16 protein-coding genes are annotated in these 17,590 nt (G+C 68.2%); 8 read left to right on the forward strand and 8 right to left on the reverse strand.

Going from position 1 to position 17,590, the window contains the following annotated elements:
• Nucleotides 1-18 precede the first annotated feature (18 nt).
• A complete protein-coding gene (locus HFGMBDPB_RS13610) occupies nt 19-1,176 on the reverse strand; it encodes an acyl-CoA dehydrogenase family protein (RefSeq protein ID WP_212645583.1) in 1,158 nt (385 codons plus the stop codon).
• Nucleotides 1,177-1,264: 88 nt separating this feature from the next.
• Complete coding sequence (locus tag HFGMBDPB_RS13615; RefSeq protein ID WP_212645584.1) at nt 1,265-3,328, reverse strand: acetoacetate--CoA ligase; 2,064 nt, start codon at nt 3,326-3,328, stop codon at nt 1,265-1,267.
• Nucleotides 3,329-3,523: 195 nt separating this feature from the next.
• On the opposite strand from HFGMBDPB_RS13615, the gene HFGMBDPB_RS13620 reads away from it, so the two are divergent.
• The 6 genes from HFGMBDPB_RS13620 (at nt 3,524) to HFGMBDPB_RS29710 (ending at nt 8,195) form a co-directional block, all read left to right on the forward strand.
• Entirely contained in the window at nt 3,524-4,831 is a 1,308-nt protein-coding gene (locus HFGMBDPB_RS13620) for a solute carrier family 23 protein (RefSeq protein WP_212645585.1), read from the forward strand.
• A gap of 207 nt (nt 4,832-5,038) precedes the next feature.
• Entirely contained in the window at nt 5,039-6,553 is a 1,515-nt protein-coding gene (gene scpC / locus HFGMBDPB_RS13625) for a succinyl-CoA:acetate CoA-transferase ScpC (RefSeq protein ID WP_012202025.1), read from the forward strand.
• 130 nt (nt 6,554-6,683) lie between these two features.
• Complete coding sequence (locus tag HFGMBDPB_RS13630; RefSeq protein WP_012202024.1) at nt 6,684-7,157, forward strand: hotdog fold thioesterase; 474 nt, start codon at nt 6,684-6,686, stop codon at nt 7,155-7,157.
• A 107-nt stretch (nt 7,158-7,264) separates the two neighbouring features.
• Complete coding sequence (locus tag HFGMBDPB_RS13635; protein WP_016447321.1) at nt 7,265-7,879, forward strand: type IV toxin-antitoxin system AbiEi family antitoxin domain-containing protein; 615 nt, start codon at nt 7,265-7,267, stop codon at nt 7,877-7,879.
• Entirely contained in the window at nt 7,876-8,058 is a 183-nt protein-coding gene (locus tag HFGMBDPB_RS29705; RefSeq protein ID WP_249343430.1) for a hypothetical protein, read from the forward strand. The genes HFGMBDPB_RS13635 and HFGMBDPB_RS29705 overlap by 4 nt, the downstream gene beginning before the upstream one ends.
• Complete coding sequence (locus HFGMBDPB_RS29710; protein WP_249343431.1) at nt 7,998-8,195, forward strand: hypothetical protein; 198 nt, start codon at nt 7,998-8,000, stop codon at nt 8,193-8,195. Before HFGMBDPB_RS29705 ends, HFGMBDPB_RS29710 begins: the two co-directional genes overlap by 61 nt.
• Before the next feature lie 32 nt (nt 8,196-8,227).
• Here the strand turns inward: HFGMBDPB_RS29710 and HFGMBDPB_RS13645 are convergent, their stop codons facing one another.
• The 6 genes from HFGMBDPB_RS13645 to HFGMBDPB_RS13670 form a co-directional block, all read right to left on the reverse strand.
• Nucleotides 8,228-8,941, reverse strand: coding sequence for an ABC transporter ATP-binding protein (locus tag HFGMBDPB_RS13645; RefSeq protein ID WP_502757467.1), 714 nt, complete (start codon nt 8,939-8,941; stop codon nt 8,228-8,230).
• Nucleotides 8,934-9,692 (reverse strand): ABC transporter ATP-binding protein, encoded by a 759-nt coding sequence (locus tag HFGMBDPB_RS13650; RefSeq protein WP_016452268.1) that lies wholly within the window; start codon nt 9,690-9,692, stop codon nt 8,934-8,936. The genes HFGMBDPB_RS13645 and HFGMBDPB_RS13650 overlap by 8 nt, the downstream gene beginning before the upstream one ends.
• Nucleotides 9,685-10,752, reverse strand: a complete 1,068-nt coding sequence (locus HFGMBDPB_RS13655; protein ID WP_212645586.1) for a branched-chain amino acid ABC transporter permease — start codon at nt 10,750-10,752, stop codon at nt 9,685-9,687. The genes HFGMBDPB_RS13650 and HFGMBDPB_RS13655 overlap by 8 nt, the downstream gene beginning before the upstream one ends.
• A gap of 3 nt (nt 10,753-10,755) precedes the next feature.
• Complete coding sequence (locus HFGMBDPB_RS13660; RefSeq protein WP_013799989.1) at nt 10,756-11,628, reverse strand: branched-chain amino acid ABC transporter permease; 873 nt, start codon at nt 11,626-11,628, stop codon at nt 10,756-10,758.
• Nucleotides 11,629-11,678: 50 nt separating this feature from the next.
• Nucleotides 11,679-12,842, reverse strand: a complete 1,164-nt coding sequence (locus HFGMBDPB_RS13665; RefSeq protein ID WP_212645587.1) for an ABC transporter substrate-binding protein — start codon at nt 12,840-12,842, stop codon at nt 11,679-11,681.
• 164 nt (nt 12,843-13,006) lie between these two features.
• A complete protein-coding gene (locus HFGMBDPB_RS13670) occupies nt 13,007-14,599 on the reverse strand; it encodes a benzoate-CoA ligase family protein (protein WP_133072874.1) in 1,593 nt (530 codons plus the stop codon).
• A 174-nt stretch (nt 14,600-14,773) separates the two neighbouring features.
• On the opposite strand from HFGMBDPB_RS13670, the gene HFGMBDPB_RS13675 reads away from it, so the two are divergent.
• Nucleotides 14,774-15,688, forward strand: a complete 915-nt coding sequence (locus HFGMBDPB_RS13675) for a helix-turn-helix transcriptional regulator (protein ID WP_088166440.1) — start codon at nt 14,774-14,776, stop codon at nt 15,686-15,688.
• A gap of 194 nt (nt 15,689-15,882) precedes the next feature.
• Nucleotides 15,883-17,553: a 2,3-epoxybenzoyl-CoA dihydrolase gene (gene boxC, locus HFGMBDPB_RS13680; protein WP_212645588.1), complete on the forward strand. Its 1,671-nt coding sequence runs from the start codon at nt 15,883-15,885 to the stop codon at nt 17,551-17,553.
• Nucleotides 17,554-17,590: the final 37 nt, after the last annotated feature.

The raw sequence follows: 17,590 nt of genomic DNA on the forward strand, positions 1-17,590 counted from the left end.
ACTCAGGGGGAACCTTATTCAACGCAGGCCGAGGCCACGCGCGATCATTCCGCGCAGGATGTCGCGCGTGCCGCCGCGCAGCGAATACGAAGGCGCAACCTCCGTCACGTAGTTGAGGGTGCGCAGCAGCTCCAGCGGAACCTCGGACGCCTCGCGTGCGAACAGGTCGTCGGCAATGGCGGCGGGAATGGACTGCTCCAGCGTCGTGCCCAGCTCCTTGACCAGGGCCGCCTCGACGATGGGGCTTTCGCCGCGCACCAGCCTGTCCTGCACGGCCACCGACATGGCGCGCAGCGGGGCCAGCTCGGTGAACACGCGGCCGGCCAGGCGCAGCGCGCCTTCGCTGCGCTCGCCCGTTGCACGCAGCCAGGCCAGCCATTCGTCGAACAGCACGATGCTGGAGAACAGCCGCTCGGGCCCGCTGCGCTCGAAGGCCAGCTCGGCCGTGACCTGCTCCCAGCCCTGGCCTTCCTGGCCGATCAGGGCGTCGGGCGGCAGCTGCACGTTGTCGAAGAAGACTTCGCAGAAATGGCTGTCGCCCGAGAGGTCGGTGATGGGCCGCACGGTCACGCCCGGCAGCGACAGGTCCACGATGACCTGGGACAGCCCCTTGTGCCGGTCACCCGCCTCGCCCGAGGTGCGCACCAGGGCGATCATGTAGTGGCAGTGGTGGGCGTTGGTGGTCCAGATCTTCTGGCCGTTGAGCACGAAGCCCTTGCCGTTCGGCGCGGCGCGCGTCTTCACGCTGGCCAGGTCCGAGCCCGCGCCGGGCTCGCTCATGCCGATGCAAAAGAAGGCCTCGCCCCGGCAGATGCGCGGCAGGTAGAACCGCTTTTGCGCCTCGGTGCCGTACTTGAGGATCAGCGGGCCGCTCTGGCGGTCGGCAATCCAGTGCGAGCCCACGGGCGCGCCGCAGGCCAGGTATTCCTCCACCAGCACGTAGCGCGTGAAGGCGCTGCGCCCGCCGCCGCCGTACTCGCGCGGCAGGGTGACACCTATCCAGCCCTTTTCGCCCAGCTGCCGGCTCAGTTCGGCGCTGTAGCCGCCCCAGGAGCGCGCACGCACATGGGGCGGCAGGCCGCTTATGGCCTGGGCGAGGAAGGCGCGCACCTCGGCGCGCAGGGCTTCGTCCTCGGCGGGGATGCGGGTCAGGGCAAGGGAATCAAGCACGCTCATTGCAGGGCTCCATGGTTGGACCCCACTCTAGGCAGCCGGTCTGTCGCAGTCCAATATTAAAAACCGAGCCACTGATACCGTTTGAATATCAGGCGGCCTGTGCCTTGGCATGCTGCGCCGCAAAGCCCACATACCAGTCCAGGCAGCCCGGGTTGGCCATGGCCTCCTTGTTGACCACCTTGTCCAGCGGCTGGCCCAGCATCAGCTTCTTGATGGGCAGCTCCTGCTTCTTGCCGCTGAGCGTGCGCGGGATTTCGGCCACCTGCACGATCTCGTCGGGCACGAAGCGCGGCGACAGGGCCTGGCGGATGGCGCCCTGCAGGCGGGCGCGCAGGGCGTCGTCCAGATCCACGCCCGGGCGCAGCACCACGAACAGCGGCATGTAGCTTTCGCGGCCCAGGTATTCGAGGTCCACGACCATGGAGTCCAGCACTTCGGGCAGGGCCTCGACGGCGCTGTAGATCTCGCTGGTGCCCATGCGCAGGCCGTGGCGGTTGATGGTGGCGTCGCTGCGGCCGTAGATGATGCAGCCGCCGCCCGGGAGGATGCGTATCCAGTCGCCGTGGCGCCAGACCGGGCCCATGGCGGCGGGGCCGTCACCGCCGCCGGGCGCGCGGCCGTGGCCGGCCGGGTACATGTCGAAGTAGCTGGACAGGTAGCGCTTGCCGTCCGCATCGCCCCACAGGTACAGCGGCATGGAGGGGATGGGCTGGGTGCAGACCAGCTCGCCCACCTCGTCGATGACGGGCTGGCCCTGCTCGTTCCAGGCCTCCACGGCCGCGCCCAGCTGGCGGCACTGCATGATGCCCGGCTGCTGGGGCAGCTCGCGGTGGCCGCCGATGAAGGCGCCCGCGAAGTCGGTGCCCCCCGAGATGTTGTTCCACCAGATGCCAGGCCGTCCCATGCCTGCGAACTGCGCCGTGCCCCAGCTTTGCACCTCGGGCGACAGCGGCGAGCCCGTGGTGCCCAGGCTGCGGATGCGCGACAGGTCGCCGCACTGGGCCAGGTCCACGCCGGCCTTCATGCAGTTGGCGTAGAAGGCCGCGCCCGAGCCGAAGCTGGTCACGCCAGTCTCGGCCGCGAAGCGCCACAGCACGCCCCAGTCGGGCCTGTCCTTGCTGCCGCCGGGGCTGCCGTCGAAGATCACGCAGGTGGTGCCGCCCAGCAGGCCCGAGACCTGGGCATTCCACATCACCCAGCCCGTGGAGCTGTACCAGTGGTAGCGCTCGCCCCAGCTGTTGGGGTGGTAGCTGCAGCCCACGTCGTTGTGCAGGGCCTTGAGCTGCAGGGCCACCAGCACCATGCCGCCATGGCCGTGGACGATGGGCTTGGGCAGGCCGGTGGTGCCGCTGGAGTAGACGATCCACAGCGGGTGGTCGAAGGGCAGCCATTCGGGCTCGAAGGCCGCCGTGGCCGCGTCATCGCGCGCCGTGACCTGGCCGTAGTCGGCGGCATCGGCCAGCCTGGCCTGCAGATCCAGGTTGGGCACCAGCACCACATGCTCCACGCTGGGCAGGCCTGCGCGCAGTTCGGCCAGCACGGCCATGCGGTCGATATCGCGCCCGGCGTAGTGCACGCCATCGACGGCGATCAGCGCCTTGGGCGCGATCTGGCGAAAGCGGTCCAGCACCGCGTTGGTGCCCATGTCGGGCGCGCAGATGCTCCAGACGGCGCCCAGGCTGGCCGTGGCCAGCAGGGCGACCATGGCCTCGGGGATGTTGGGCAGGTAGGCAGCCACGCGGTCGCCGCGGCCCACGCCCTGGGCCTTCAGATGCAGGGCCAGGGCGGCAACCTGCCGGCGCAGCTCGGGCCAGGACAGTTCGCGGTGGCGGCCCGTCTCGTTGCGGCTGACCACGGCGGGCATGCCGGCCGCATGGGCGGCATCCACATGGCGCAGCGCCTGGCGCGTGTAGTTGATCTGGGCACCCGGAAACCACTGGGCGCCGGGCATGGTGTTGCGCTCCAGCACGGCCGTGTGCGGCGTGGGCGACTGCAGCGCGTTGTAGTCCCAGATGCTTTGCCAGAAGGCGTCCAGGTCGGTCACCGACCAGCGCCACAGCGCGTCGTAGCTGTCGAACTGCAGGCCGTGGCGCTCGCGCAGCCAGTCCTGGTACAGGCGGATCTGGGGGATGAAGGCAGGGGTGTGGCTCATGACCGGCCACGGTACGCGCGCGCTGCCCGCGAGCCCAGACGGGAAAGCCATTAGCCTGGCACCTGGGCGACAAAGTCTGCGGGCCGGATCGCGTATCTGCGCACAAACACTGGGAAAAAATTTCCGCTCGCCCCCTCCTGCCAGAAAACAAATGCCTCTAATATCGCGCCAATTTTTTACAAGGAGCGATGCCACATGGGCCTTTTCCAATGGACGGAGAAATCCGCCGACCAGCTGCAACGGGGAGGCGTGATCGGCCCCGATGAGCGCCTGCCCTGGCCCCAGACCGGGCTGATGGGCATACAGCACGTGATCGCCATGTTCGGCTCCACCGTGCTGGCGCCCATCCTCATGGGGTTCGACCCCAACGTGGCCGTACTCATGAGCGGCATCGGCACGCTGATCTTCTTCCTGATCACGGGCGGCAAGGTGCCCAGCTACCTGGGTTCGTCCTTTGCTTTCATCGGCGTGGTGATCGCAGCCACGGCCTATGGCGGCAAGGGCGCCAACGGCAACATCGGCGTGGCGCTGGGCGGCATCATTGCCTGCGGCGCGGTCTATGCGCTGATCGGCCTGGTGGTGCAGCTGGTGGGCACGCGCTGGATCGAGCGCTTCATGCCGCCCGTGGTCACGGGCGCCGTGGTGGCCGTGATCGGGCTGAATCTGGCGGCCATCCCCGTCAAGAACATGGCGGCCAACAACTTCGAGTCGTGGATGCAGGCCCTGACCTTCGTCTGCGTGGGCCTGGTGGCCGTGTTCACGCGCGGCATGGTGCAGCGCCTGCTGATCCTGGTGGGCCTGATCGCCGCCAGCGTGCTGTACGGCCTGTTCACCAATGTGCTGGGCATGGGCAAGCCCGTGGACCTGTCGGGCGTGATCAATGCCGCCTGGTTCGGCCTGCCCCAGTTCCACGCGCCCGTGTTCAGCGGCCCGGCCATGGTGCTCATCGTGCCCGTGGTCATCATCCTGGTGGCCGAGAACCTGGGCCACATCAAGGCCGTGACCGCCATGACGGGCAAGAACCTGGACCAGTACATGGGCCGGGCCTTCATCGGCGACGGCGTGGCCACCATGGTCAGCGGCGCGGCCGGCGGTACCGGCGTGACCACCTATGCCGAGAACATCGGCGTGATGGCCGCCACGCGCATCTACTCGACGGCCGTGTTCTTCGTGGCCGCCGTCCTGGCCGTGCTGCTGGGCTTCTCGCCCAAGTTCGGCGCGCTGATCCAGGCGATCCCGCTGCCCGTGATGGGCGGCGTGTCCATCGTGGTGTTCGGCCTGATCGCCGTGGCCGGCGCCAAGATCTGGGTGGACAACCGCGTGGACTTCTCGCAGAACAAGAACCTGATCGTGGCGGCCATCACCCTGATCCTGGGCACGGGCGACTTCACGCTCAAGTTCGGCGACTTCGCGCTGGGCGGCATCGGGACCGCGACTTTCGGCGCCATCATCCTGTACGCGCTGCTGGATCACGCACGCGACGATCAGCCACTGATTCACTGAATGTGAGCACACGCAAACATTCCTTGAGCCTTTGACTGCGCGGCAGGGCCTTTACGGGGAAACCCGAGGGCCGCTGCCAGCGCTGCTACCATCGGTTTCCGGAGATATACCGCCCTTGCGTTCTTGCATGGGGCGGTTTTTTTTAGGCTTGCAAGCCAGCGCTGCGGCACCCTGCCGGCTGGCGCGAGCCGTCAGCCGGAGCCATAGATGTCCCTCGCAGACCGCGTACGTTTCCCAGAATTCCTTTCGCGCACCATGACGGCCGAGCAGGCCGCCGCCCTGATCCCCCACGGCGTCAACGTCGGCATGAGCGGGTTCACGGGCGCGGGCTACCCCAAGGCCCTGCCCCAGGCCATCGCACAGCACGCCAAGAGCGAACACGCGGCCGGCCGTCCCTACAAGATCAATGTCTGGACCGGCGCCTCCACGGCCGCCGAGATGGACGGCGCCCTGGCCGAGGCCGGCGCACTGGGCCAGCGCCTGCCCTTCAACACCGACCCCACCTGCCGCGCCAGGATCAATGCCGGCGAGATCGACTTCATCGACATGCACCTGTCCCACGTGGCCCAGCATGCGTGGTTCGGCTTCCTGGGCCCCATGAGCGTGGCCGTGGTCGAGGTGCTGGGAGTGACCGAGGACGGACGCCTCATCCCCTCCACCGCCGTGGGCAACAACAAGACCTGGCTGGAGATCGCCGACAAGGTGATCCTGGAGGTCAACACCAAGCCGCCGGCCAAGATGGAAGGCATGCACGACATCTACTACGGCACGGCCATCCCGCCGCGCCGCGTGCCCATTGCCCTGACCCATGCCGATGACCGCATCGGCGAGCCCTACCTGCGCGTGGACCCGGCCAAGGTGGTCGCCGTGGTCGAGACCCACAAGGGCGACCGCGACAACGTCTTCGCCCAGCCCGACGCCAACTCCAACCTGATCGCCGCGTCCATCATCGACTTCCTCGCGCACGAGATGAAGATGGGCCGCCTGCCCAAGGAGATGCTGCCCATCCAGTCGGGCGTGGGCAACGTGGCCAACGCCGTGCTGGCCGGCCTGCTGACGGGGCCGTTCGAGAACCTGCTGGGCTTCACCGAGGTCCTGCAGGACGGCATGCTGGACCTGCTGCGCGCAGGCAAGATGAGCCGCGCCTCGGCCACCTCGATCTCGCTGTCCGGCAGCGCCTACAGGGACTTCGAGGAGAACATCGACTTCTACCGCGAGCGCATCATCCTGCGCCCCCAGGAGATCAGCAACCACCCCGAGCTGGTGCGCCGGCTGGGCGTGATCGCCATGAACTCCATGATCGAGGCCGACATCTACGGCAACATCAACTCCACCCACGTCATGGGCACGGGGATGATGAACGGCATCGGCGGCTCGGGCGACTTCGCGCGCAACGGCTACCTGTCCTTCTTCGTCACGCCCTCGGTGGCCAAGGGCGGCAAGATCAGCTGCATCGTGCCCATGTGCTCGCACGTGGACCATACCGAGCACGACACGCAGATCATCGTCACCGAGCAGGGCCTGGCCGACCTGCGCGGCCTGTCGCCGCGCAAGCGCGCCCAGGTCATCATCGACCGCTGCGCCCATCCCGACTTCCGCCCCCAGCTGCAGGACTACTTCGACCGCGCCCAGCGCCAGGGCGCGCTGCACACGCCCCACATCCTGGGCGAAGCGCTGAGCTGGCACCAGCGCTTTGTCGAAACGGGCGACATGCGCGCCTGACCCGCGCAAGCGCGCCAGCGCGCAGTCTCCTGGGCTACAGGCGGCCATCGGCATGGCTGCCCGGACTGGCGTAGCATGCAAGGACGGCCCACGGGGCCGTCTTTTTCGTTGCACCCACAGGACTTCTCCCATGCCGATCTGGAAGCGCAGCTTCACCCTTGAAGACATCACCTCGCTGAGCGCCGACACGGCCGTCTCGCACCTGGGCATCGAGTTCACCGAGATCGGTGACGACTTCCTGCGCGGCCGCGTGCACGTGGACCAGCGCACCTGCCAGCCATACGGCATCCTGCACGGCGGCGTGAACGTGGTGCTGGCCGAAACCCTGGGCTCGGTGGCCGCGGCCTGCTCCATCCCCGAGGGCTGGCGCAGCGTGGGCCTGAACGTCTCGGCCAACCATGTGCGCGCCGCGCGCCAGGGCTGGGTCACGGGCACGGCCCGCCCCGTGCACCTGGGCCAGACCACCCATGTCTGGGCCATCGAACTGCACGACGAAACCGGCCGCCTGACCTGCACCTGCAGCCTGACCATGGCGCTGCTGCCGCCCACGCATGCGCAGAACGTCAAGCTCGCGGCGCAGCCGCCGGTGGCGGCCCAGCCCTGACCGCTTGATGGACCGGGAACCGTCGCGTTCTCGGTCACGTTGCTGTTGTCCGTTGTATTTCTTCTTCAGTTATTGATAATTGCCTAATCAATACAACAGACTCCGGCATGCCCGCTCCTGGCTCCGCGCTCGAACAAGCCGTTCTGGCACTGGCCGAACAACGGCCGCTGCTGCGCGCACGCGATCTTGCCGCGCTTGGCCTGCCGACCATGGCGCTGAGCCGGCTGGTCGCGGCAGGCCGCCTTGAACGCGTTGCACGCGGCCTGTACAGCCTGCCGGGCCGGCCGCTCAGCGAGCACCGCTCGCTGGCGGAAGTGGCCCTGCGCGTACCGCAAGGGGTGGTCTGCCTGCTGTCCGCGCTGCGGGTCCACGGCATAGGAACACAGGCACCCTTCGAGGTGTGGATGGCCATTCCCCATCACTCGCCCACGCCCCGCATAGACCAGCCTGCGCTGCGCGCCATCCGCATGTCCGGTGCGGCACTGTCCGAAGGCGTGGAAACCCTGCAGATCGATGGCGTCGGTGTCGCCGTCTTCAACGCATCGAAGACCGTGGCCGATTGCTTCAAGTACCGCAACAAAATCGGCCTGGATGTGGCGTTGGAAGCACTGCGCGACGGATGGGCGCAGCGCAAGCTGACGGCCGACGCGCTCTGGCACTACGCAGCCATCGACCGCGTCAGCAATGTGATGCGCCCCTACCTTGAAAGCATCGCCGCATGAGCCGCGATATCGCAGCCTCGATCCGTGCACGTTTGAAGCACTGCGCGGACGCCCGCCGGCAGGACTTCAACCTCACGCTCACCCACTATGGCCTGGAGCGCCTGCTTGCCTGCTGGGCATGGCAGCGACCTTCGAGCGCCGCCAACTCGCGCTGCCCGCAGGCCTGCCTGCCGGATTGAGCGATGGTTTCAGCAGCGATGTGGCCAAGCAGGCGCAGTGGGCCGCCTTCCTGAAGAAGAACCGGCTTGAAGCGCTGGGGCTGGCCCCTGTCGTGGCAAGGCTGCGAGAGGAATTCCAGCAATGCGGCATCTTCTGATACCGCCTGGAAGTCCTCCGCCCACCACCATCTCAGACCCCCAGCAACTCCGACAGGCGCTCCGGCTGCACCAGCAGCTCCCGCGAATCGGCCTGCAGCGCCAGCCGGCCCTTGGCCATGACCACGGCGCGGTCGGTGTGGGCCAGGACCTTTTTGTAGTCGCGGTCCACGATCAGGGTGGAGATGCCGGTGCTGCGAATGGCGGCGATCACGCGCCAGATTTCGGCGACGACCAGGGGGGCCAGGCCTTCGGTGGCTTCGTCGAGGATGAGCAGGCGCGGGTGCGTCATCAGCGCGCGGCCTATGGACAGCATCTGCTGCTCGCCGCCAGAGAGCTGGTCGCCGCCGTTGGCCAGGCGCTCCGCGAGCCGGGGGAAGGTGTCGAGCACGCGCTCCAGCGTCCAGTGGCGCTCGCCCTGCAGTCCGGGGCGGGCGCTCATGACCAGGTTCTCGCGCACGCTGAGGTTGGGGAAGATGCCGCGCCCCTCTGGCACATAGCCAATGCCCAGCCGCGCCATGCGCTCGGGCGGCGCGCCCGTGCAGTCGCGGCCATCGGCGCGCAGGCGGCCGGAGCGTGCCGGCACATAGCCCATGAGCGTGCGGATCAGCGTGGTCTTGCCCATGCCGTTGCGCCCCAGCAGGCCCACGGCCTGGCCCGCGCCCAGCGCCAGGCTCACGCCCTGCAGGATGTGGCTGTCGCCGTAGTAGGTATGCAGCTCGTCGATGGCGAACATGGGCTCAGTCATCGTCTTCTCCGAGATAGGCAGTACGGACCACGGGATCGACACGGATCTGCGCGGGCGTGCCCGTGGCCACCACGCTGCCGTTGACCATCACGGTGATGCGGTCGGCGATGCGGAACACGGCGTCCATGTCGTGCTCGACCAGCAGTACCGCATGGCCGCGCTTGAGCTCCTGCAGCAGGGCCAGCATGCGCTCGGTCTCCTCGGCGCCCATGCCGGCCAGCGGCTCGTCCAGCAGCAGCACGCGCGGGCCGGTGGCCAGGCACATGGCCACTTCCAGCTGGCGCTTGGCGCCATGGCTCAGCGTGCCGGCCACGGCCAGCGCCTGCCCGGCCAGGCCCGCACGCTCCAGGGCCGCATGGGCCTGGCGCAGGCTGGCCGCGCAGCGCTGTGCGGACAGGCCCAGCTGCCAGGGCCTGAGCGCCATCTGCGCCTGGGCCGCGAGCCGGCAGTTCTCCAGCGCCGAGAACTCGGGAAAGATGGTGGTGCGCTGGTAGCTGCGGCCCACGCCGGCACGCGCGCGCCGGGGCTGGGGCATGCGCGTGACGTCCTGCCCCGCGAGCGCGATGCGCCCCGCGCTGGCCGCCAGCTCGCCCGAGAGCATGTTGACCAGGGTGGACTTGCCCGCGCCGTTGGTGCCGATCACGGCATGGACCTCGCCCTCGTGCAGGTCCAGGTCCACGTCGCCCACGGCCGTGAGCCCGCCGAAGCGGCGCGTGAGGCCGCGCACCGAAAGCAGTGCCGCATCAGCCATGTCCGGCCTCCTTGTGGTGGACCTCGTTGTGCACTCCGGCGCGTTGCCGTGCAAGGCCAGCCAGCCCGATCAGCCCCATCAGTCCTTTCGGCAGCAGGGCCACGAGCACGATGATGGCCAGGCCCAGGCTCAGCTGCCAGTGATCGGCCATGGGGCCGACGATGGCATGCGTGGACAGCACCTCCTTGAGCGCGACGAAGGCCACCGTGCCCAGCACGGCGCCGCGCAGCGAGCCCAGGCCGCCGAGGATGACCATCAGCAGCACCTCGCCCGAGTGGTGCCAGGACAGCAGCTCGGGGTTGACCACGGCATCGCGCACCGCCAGCAAAAAGCCTGCCACGCCGGCCAGCATGCCGGCCAGCACGAAGGCCGCGAGCTTGTACCCGTAGGTGGTGAAGCCGGCCGCACGCATGCGCTGCTCGTTGACGCGTATGCCCGCCAGCGCCGCGCCGAAGCGCGACTGGCGCAGCCCGGCCAGGAAGGCATAGACCAGCACCAGGGCGGCCAGCACCACGTAGTACTGCACGCGCGGGATTTCCATGTCGATGGCGCCCAGCGCGGGCCGGGCCATCAGGTAGATGCCATCGCTGCCGCCGCCGATGCCCGTGTCGTGGACCACGAAGTAGGCCATCTGTGCGAAGGCCAGCGTCACCATGATGAAGTAGATGCCGCGCGTGCGCAGGCTCAGCAGGCCCACCAGCAGCGCATAGCCGCCCGAGGCCAGCAGCGCCCAGCCCAGCATGGCCGGCAGGCTGCCGCCCTCGTTACCTGCGGACAGCACGGCGGCATAGGCGCCCAGGCCCATGAAGGCCGCATGCCCCAGGCTCACCAGGCCCGTGCCGCCCACCAGCAGCTGCAGGCTGAGCGCGAAGATGGCCAGGATCATGGTCTTGACCACCAGGCCCGACAGATAGTCCGACCACCAGGGGCCGGCCAGCGCCAGCAGCGCCACGCAGGCCAGCGGCACGGCGCAGGTCTGCCATCGGCAGGCGCGCTGCGGCAACTGAGCAGGCTGCACGGCGGCGGCCAGCAGCGCCGGAGAAGGATTGGATACGGACATTGTTCAGCTCCTTTGCCCCATCAGGCCCTGGGGCCGCCACACCAGCACCACCGCCATCAGCAGGTAGACGCTCATGCCGCTGAGCTCCTGGAAGAACAGCTTGCCGAAGGTATCGACGAAGCCCACCAGCAGCGAGGCCAGCAGCGCGCCCGTGATCGAGCCGATGCCGCCGATCACCACCACCACGAAGCAGATGATGAGCACGTTGCCGCCCATGCCCGGATAGACCGAACTCATGGGCGCGGCGATCATGCCCGCCAGTGCCGCCAGCGCCACGCCGATGGCGAAGACGATGCGGTACAGGCGCTTCACGTCGATGCCCAGGCCGCGCACCATGTCGCGGTTGCTGGCGCCCGCGCGCACCATCATTCCCAGGCGCGTGCGGTTGACCACCCAGTACAGCGCCAGCGCCACCAGCAGGCACACGCCCGAGGCGAACAGCCGGTACCACGGATAGCTCATGAGCCCGCCCAGCGAGAAGCTGCCCGACAGCCAGCCGGGCAGCGGCACGCCATGCACGTCGTTGCCCGCCAGCAGCGAGCGCAGCTCCTCGAACACCAGGATCAGCCCGAAGGTCATCAGCACCTGCTGCAGGTGCTCGCGCTCGTAGAGGTAGCTGAAGAAGGCCCACTCCAGCGCATAGCCCAGCACCACGGTCAGCGCCACGCCGGCCAGCAGCATGGTGATGAAGTGCTGGCCCAGCAGCGGGGACAGCGCAAAGGCCATGTAGGCGCCGATCATGTAGAAGCTGCCATGGGCCAGGTTGATCACGCCCATGATCCCGAAGATCAGCGTCAGGCCGGAGGCCAGCAGGAACAGCAGCAGCCCGTACTGGACGGCGTTCAGGCACTGCACGAGAAAGGTGGCAAGGTCCATGGCGATGTCCGTATGCGTGCGTATTCGTCCGTATGAGTGCGCCCCGCGCCTCACATGCGGCAGCCGCGGCCGGTATCGCCCAGGGCCTTGATGGCCACGCCCATGCGCTGGTTCTCCTTGCCCACGACCTTGCGCAGGTACATGTCCTGCACGGGGTTGTGCGACTTGCTGATGGTGAAGTCACCGCGCGGGCTGGGAATGGTGGCCTTCTCGATGGCCTGGCGGAACTCGGTCTTCTTCGCGATGTCGCCGCCCGCCGCCTTCAGGCCCACGCCCAGCATCTGGGCGGCGTCGTAGCCCTGCACGGCATACACATCGGGCATCAGCTTGTAGGCCTGGGCATAGGCGGAGCGAAAGCGCCGGTCGCGCTCCGTGCCCAGCTCGTCGGCGTAGTGCAGCGTGGTCAGCACCCCCTGGGCGGCCTCGCCCTGGGCCTCCAGCGTGCCGTCGGTCAGAAAGCCCGAGCCGTACAGCGGGATGGTCTTGTGCAGGCCGGCCGCGTGGTAGTCCTTGACGAACTTGACGGCGCCCGCGCCCGCGAAGAAGGCAAACACCGCATCGGGCCTGGCGGCCGCGATCTCGGTCAGCAGGGCCTGGAACTCCACGTTGGGAAAGGGCACGGTGAGCTGCTTGCTGACCTTGCCGCCCTCCTTCTCGAAGCCTTCCTTGAAGGCATTGGTCATCTCCTCGCCGGCCGCGTATTTCCAGGTGATGGTCATGGCGGTCTTCCTGCCTTCCTGCCTGGCCGCCACCACGCCCATGGGATAGGAGGACTGCCAGTTGGAGAAGGACGAACGGAAGATGTTGGGCGCGCACATGGCGCCCGTGACCGCATCGGCGCCCGCATTGGGCACGATGAGCACGGTGCCGCTTTCCTTGGCCGCGCGCGCCATGGCCATGGCCACGCCCGAATGCACGGTGCCCACCAGCACATCGACCTTGTCGCGCTTGATCAGGCGGTTGACGTTGTCCGTGGCCTTGGCCGGATCGGACTCGTCATCGACCTTGAAGAACTCGATCTCGCGCCCGCCCAGCCTGCCGCCCTGCTCGTTCACGAACATGCGAAAGCCGTTCTCTATGGCCGAGCCCAGTGCCGCATAGGTGCCGCTGTAGGGCAGCATGAAGCCGACCTTGATCCTGTCCTGCGCATATGCGCCGCAGGACAGGGAGGCCGTCAGGGCGAGGGCTGCCCAGTGTTTGCGATCGGTGTTCATGCGTGTCTCCTTGTGGTGGATGGGTCTTGCTTTGCGGGTCTTGCTCACACAATTCATTTCGGTTCTCCATGGCACGGCCACGCCCCTTAAAACTGGCGCGTCCCAAAGCGAGGGACACCGAGGAAGGGCCGCCCCGCACCGAGGGTGTCGTCCCCCTCCCTCGCTCAGCGAGTAGAGAGGGGGAAGCCGCGTAGCGGCTCAGGGGGTGTACTGGCTTCGCGCTCTCGGAGCCTGAAACGCTGGATCTTTCCGGTGGCGGTCTTGGGAAGTTCGTCCACGAACTCGATGAAGCGCGGGTACTTGTAGGCGGCCAGGCGCTGCTTCACGAAGGCCTTGAGTTCGGCCTCGGTGGCGCTGCAGCCGTCCTTGAGCACGACGAAGGACTTGGTCTTGAGCAGGCCGTCGGCGTCGGTCTTGCCGATCACGGCGGCCTCCAGCACGGCCGGGTGCTGCATCAGCGTGGCCTCGACCTCGAAGGGCGAGACGTAGATGCCACTGACCTTGAGCATGTCGTCGCTGCGCCCGGCATAGGTGTAGTAGCCATCGGCGTCGCGCACGTACTTGTCGCCGCTCTTGAGCCAGCCGCCCTGGAAGGTCTCGCGCGTCTTGTCGCGGTTGCCCCAGTACATGAGGGCGGCGCTGGGGCCCTGGATGAACAGGTCGCCCACCTCGCCATCGGCCACGGGGCGGCCGTCCTCGCCGCGCAGTTCCACGCGGTAGCCGTCCACGGGCTTGCCCGTGGTGCCGTAGCGGATGTCGCCGGGCCGGTTGGACAGGAAGATGTGCAGCATCTCGGTGGAGCCGATGCCGTCCACGATGTCGGCGCCGAAATGCGCCTTGAAGCGCTGGGCGATCTCGGCCGGCAGCGCCTCGCCGGCCGAGGAACACATGCGCAGGCTGACCTGCTCGCGTGCGGGCAGCAGCGGCGAGGCCAGCATGCCCGCAAAGCCCGTGGGCGCGCCGAAGAACACCGTGGGCCGGTGCTGCACCCAGCGCGCGAAGGTGGCCTCGGGCGTGGGCCGCTCGGCCATCAGCAGCACGGTGGCGCCCACGCTCAGCGGAAAGCTCAGGGCATTGCCCAGGCCGTAGGCGAAGTAGAGCTTGGCGGCGGAAAAGCAGATGTCGCCCTCGCCCAGGCCCAGCACCGGGCCGCCATAGAGTTCGGCCGTCCAGTACGGATTGGCATGCGTGTGGACCGCGCCCTTGGGCTTGCCCGTGGAGCCCGAGGAATACAGCCAGAAGCCCGGGTCATCGCCCAGCGTGGGTGCCGGTGCGGGCAGCGGCGGCTGCGCCGCCAGCCAGGGCTGCAGCGGCGCAAAGCCTGCGGCGCGCGCCGCCGCTTCGTCGCCGGCCACCCAGACATGGCGCACCTCGTTGGGCGCCCGGTCCAGCGCCTGGCGCAGCAGGGGCAGCAGCGCATCGCAGGTCAGCACGGCCTGGGCGCGGCTGTGGCCCAGCATGTAGGCGTAGTCGTCGGCCGTGAGCAAGGTGTTCACCGCCACCGGCACCACGCCCGCATACAGCGCGCCCAGAAAGGCCACCGCCCATTCATGGCGGTCGTGCATGAGCAGCAGCACGCGCTCCTCGCGGTGGATGCCCGCCGCCAGCAGGCCGCTGGCCATGCGCCGCGCCTGCTGCTGCAGCTGGCCGTAGCTCAGCGTGCCGTGGTCGTCGATGTAGGCGATCTTGCCGGGCCGCCCCTCATTGAGCGCGAACAGGTGCGCGGCGAAATTGAAGGGCTGGGTGAAGTCGATCATCGGGGTCTCCTTCGACATCGGGCATCCGGCCCGACTTGTGATCTTCCGCGCAACATGCAATATTGTGCGTGCACCGGAAAGATAGTTAGAACACCACCGAGCGTCAAGCACTATATTGCATGGCTGGTGTTAACCCCGACTGTTTATCATTCACGCCCTCTTCAAGGAAACTCTATGGACCAGTTCGAGACGGCAGCCCAGTCCGCCGGGGCGGCGGATTCCCTCTCAGAAGCCCCCAGGAACCAGGTGCTGCAGGCGCTGGGCGAGCGTGTGCGCAACCTGCGCTCGCGCCGGGGCATGACGCGGCGCGCCCTGGCGGCGGCGGCCGATGTCTCGGAGCGCCACCTGGCCAACCTCGAATACGGCACGGGCAATGTGTCGGTGCTGGTCCTGCACCATATTGCACAGGCCCTGCAATGCTCCATGGCCGAGCTGCTGGGCGACGTGACCACCACCAGCGCCGAATGGCTGCTGATCCGCGAACTGCTGGAAGGCCGCGATGAAGAGGACCTGCGCCGCGTGCGCCTGGCCGCAGGCGAGCTGCTGGGCACGGCGCCCAGCGACCGCCAGCGCCACACGCGCATCGCCCTGATCGGACTGCGCGGCGCGGGCAAGTCCACGCTGGGCCGCATGCTGGCCGAGCAGTTGGGCGTGCCCTTCCTCGAACTCAACCAGGAAATCGAGCGCATTGCGGGCTGCAGCGTGCGCGCCATCCACGACCTGTACGGTGCCAACGCCTACCGCCGCTACGAGCGCCGCGCGCTGGAGGAAGCCGTGCAGATCTACAGCGACGTGGTCATCGCCACGCCGGGCGGCATCGTCTCCGACCCGGCCACCTTCAACGAGCTGCTGTCGCACTGCACCACGGTCTGGCTCAAGGCCCAGCCCGAGGAGCACATGGCCCGCGTCGTGGCCCAGGGCGACACCCGCCCCATGGCCGCCAATCCCGAGGCCATGGACGATCTGCGCAGCATCCTCGAAGGCCGCGCCGGCTTCTACGCCAAGGCCGACCACGTGGTGGATACCAGCGGCCAGACGCTGGAGCAGAGCTTCGATCAGTTGAAGGCACTGTTCCTGCCCGCACGCTGAGACGGCGGCAGCAACCCACGGCATCCAGGCCCCAGGCCTGGATTTTTTTCGCCTGTGCTGGCTGGTGTTTACCCTGGATATGGCCAAAACACGCATTATCGTGCGTGTCGCTGCGTGCATTTTTGGGATGAATCTGCATAATTGTGCCTGCACCGTATCTGCGACTGCACTATTTTTCATCCAAGAGGCCGTCCATGCACCCGTCCAGCCCCACTGTCGATTACCGCACCGAGCCCGCCCAGTACCGCCACTGGTCGTTCACCGTCGAGGGCGCCATCGCCCGCATGCAGCTGAACATCGCCGAGGACGGCGGCATACGGCCCGGCTACAAGCTCAAGCTCAACAGCTACGACCTGGGCGTGGACATCGAGCTGCACGACGCGCTCAACCGCATCCGCTTCGAGCATCCGCAGGTGCGCACCGTCATCGTCACCAGCGGGCGCGACCGCATCTTCTGCTCGGGCGCCAACATCTTCATGCTGGGCGTGTCCAGCCATGCCTGGAAGGTGAACTTCTGCAAGTTCACGAACGAGACGCGCAACGGCATCGAGGACAGTTCACGCCACTCGGGCCTGAAGTTCCTGGCCGCCGTCAACGGCGCCTGCGCAGGCGGCGGCTACGAGCTGGCCCTGGCCTGCGACGACATCGTGCTGATCGACGACCGCTCCTCCTCCGTCTCCCTGCCCGAGGTGCCGCTGCTGGGCGTGCTGCCCGGCACGGGCGGCCTCACGCGCGTGACCGACAAGCGCCATGTGCGCCATGACCTGGCCGACATCTTCTGCACCAGCGTCGAAGGCGTGCGCGGCCAGCGCGCGGTGGACTGGCGCCTGGTGGATGCCGTGGCCAAGCCCGCGCAGTTCGAGGCCGTGGTGGCCGAGCGCGCGCAGCGCCTGGCCGAGGGCAGCACGCGCCCCGCCAATGCGCAGGGCATCACGCTCAAGCGCCTGGAACGCGAGGCCACGGACGACGCGCTGCACTACCGCCATGTCAGCGTGCAGATCGACCGCGCGCGCCGCAGCGCCACGCTGACCGTGAAGGCGCCCACGCTTGGGCAAGGCCCGCAGCCCGCCAGCATCGAAGCCATCGAGCAGGCCGGCGACGCCTGGTGGCCGCTGGCCATGGGCCGCGAGCTGGACGACGCCATCCTGCACCTGCGCACCAACGAGCTGGACGTGGGCACCTGGCTGCTCAAGACCGAAGGCGATGCCGCCGCCGTGCTGGCCGCAGGCGCCGCCCTGCTGGCCCACCAGGACCACTGGCTGGCGCGCGAGACGCTGGGCCTGCTGCGCCGCAGCTTTGCGCGGCTGGATGTGTCCTCGCGCACGCTGTTCGCGCTGATCGAGCCCGGCTCCTGCTTCGTGGGCATGCTGGCCGAGCTGGCCTTCGCGGCCGACCGCGCCTACATGCTGGTGCTGCCCGATGACACCGAGCGCGCCCCGCGCATCCAGCTGGACGAATTCAATTTCGGCCTGCTGCCCCTGGTCAACGACCAGTCGCGCCTGCAGCGCCGCTTCTACGAGGAGGCCGCGCCGCTGGAGGCCGCGCGCGCCGCCACGGGCCGCGCGCTGGACGGCGACCAGGCCCTGGCCCTGGGCCTGGTCACGGCCGCGCCCGACGACATCGACTGGGACGACGAGATCCGCATCGCCATGGAAGAGCGCGCCGCCATGTCGCCCGATGCGCTCACGGGCCTGGAGGCCAACCTGCGCTTTGCCAGCCGCGAGAACATGGTCACGCGCATCTTCGGGCGCCTGTCGGCCTGGCAGAACTGGATCTTCAACCGCCCCAATGCCGTGGGCGACAAGGGCGCTCTCAAGCTCTACGGCACGGGCCAGAAGGCCGGCTTCGACTTCAACCGCGTCTGACCGCAGGCACGCCCCGAAACATCCACGGAGACCCCAC

Origin of the sequence: Delftia sp. PE138 (assembly GCF_018320755.1) — a bacterium.
Lineage (GTDB): Bacteria > Pseudomonadota > Gammaproteobacteria > Burkholderiales > Burkholderiaceae_C > Comamonas > Comamonas tsuruhatensis.

Coding starts and splice junctions, on each gene's coding strand:
- HFGMBDPB_RS13610 (WP_212645583.1), bottom strand. CDS start 1,176: ATGAGCGTGCTTGATTCCCTTGCCCTGACCCGCATCCCCGCCGAGGAC.
- HFGMBDPB_RS13615 (WP_212645584.1), bottom strand. CDS start 3,328: ATGAGCCACACCCCTGCCTTCATCCCCCAGATCCGCCTGTACCAGGAC.
- HFGMBDPB_RS13620 (WP_212645585.1), top strand. CDS start 3,524: ATGGGCCTTTTCCAATGGACGGAGAAATCCGCCGACCAGCTGCAACGG.
- scpC (WP_012202025.1), top strand. CDS start 5,039: ATGTCCCTCGCAGACCGCGTACGTTTCCCAGAATTCCTTTCGCGCACC.
- HFGMBDPB_RS13630 (WP_012202024.1), top strand. CDS start 6,684: ATGCCGATCTGGAAGCGCAGCTTCACCCTTGAAGACATCACCTCGCTG.
- HFGMBDPB_RS13635 (WP_016447321.1), top strand. CDS start 7,265: ATGCCCGCTCCTGGCTCCGCGCTCGAACAAGCCGTTCTGGCACTGGCC.
- HFGMBDPB_RS29705 (WP_249343430.1), top strand. CDS start 7,876: ATGAGCCGCGATATCGCAGCCTCGATCCGTGCACGTTTGAAGCACTGC.
- HFGMBDPB_RS29710 (WP_249343431.1), top strand. CDS start 7,998: ATGGCAGCGACCTTCGAGCGCCGCCAACTCGCGCTGCCCGCAGGCCTG.
- HFGMBDPB_RS13645 (WP_502757467.1), bottom strand. CDS start 8,941: ATGACTGAGCCCATGTTCGCCATCGACGAGCTGCATACCTACTACGGC.
- HFGMBDPB_RS13650 (WP_016452268.1), bottom strand. CDS start 9,692: ATGGCTGATGCGGCACTGCTTTCGGTGCGCGGCCTCACGCGCCGCTTC.
- HFGMBDPB_RS13655 (WP_212645586.1), bottom strand. CDS start 10,752: ATGTCCGTATCCAATCCTTCTCCGGCGCTGCTGGCCGCCGCCGTGCAG.
- HFGMBDPB_RS13660 (WP_013799989.1), bottom strand. CDS start 11,628: ATGGACCTTGCCACCTTTCTCGTGCAGTGCCTGAACGCCGTCCAGTAC.
- HFGMBDPB_RS13665 (WP_212645587.1), bottom strand. CDS start 12,842: ATGAACACCGATCGCAAACACTGGGCAGCCCTCGCCCTGACGGCCTCC.
- HFGMBDPB_RS13670 (WP_133072874.1), bottom strand. CDS start 14,599: ATGATCGACTTCACCCAGCCCTTCAATTTCGCCGCGCACCTGTTCGCG.
- HFGMBDPB_RS13675 (WP_088166440.1), top strand. CDS start 14,774: ATGGACCAGTTCGAGACGGCAGCCCAGTCCGCCGGGGCGGCGGATTCC.
- boxC (WP_212645588.1), top strand. CDS start 15,883: ATGCACCCGTCCAGCCCCACTGTCGATTACCGCACCGAGCCCGCCCAG.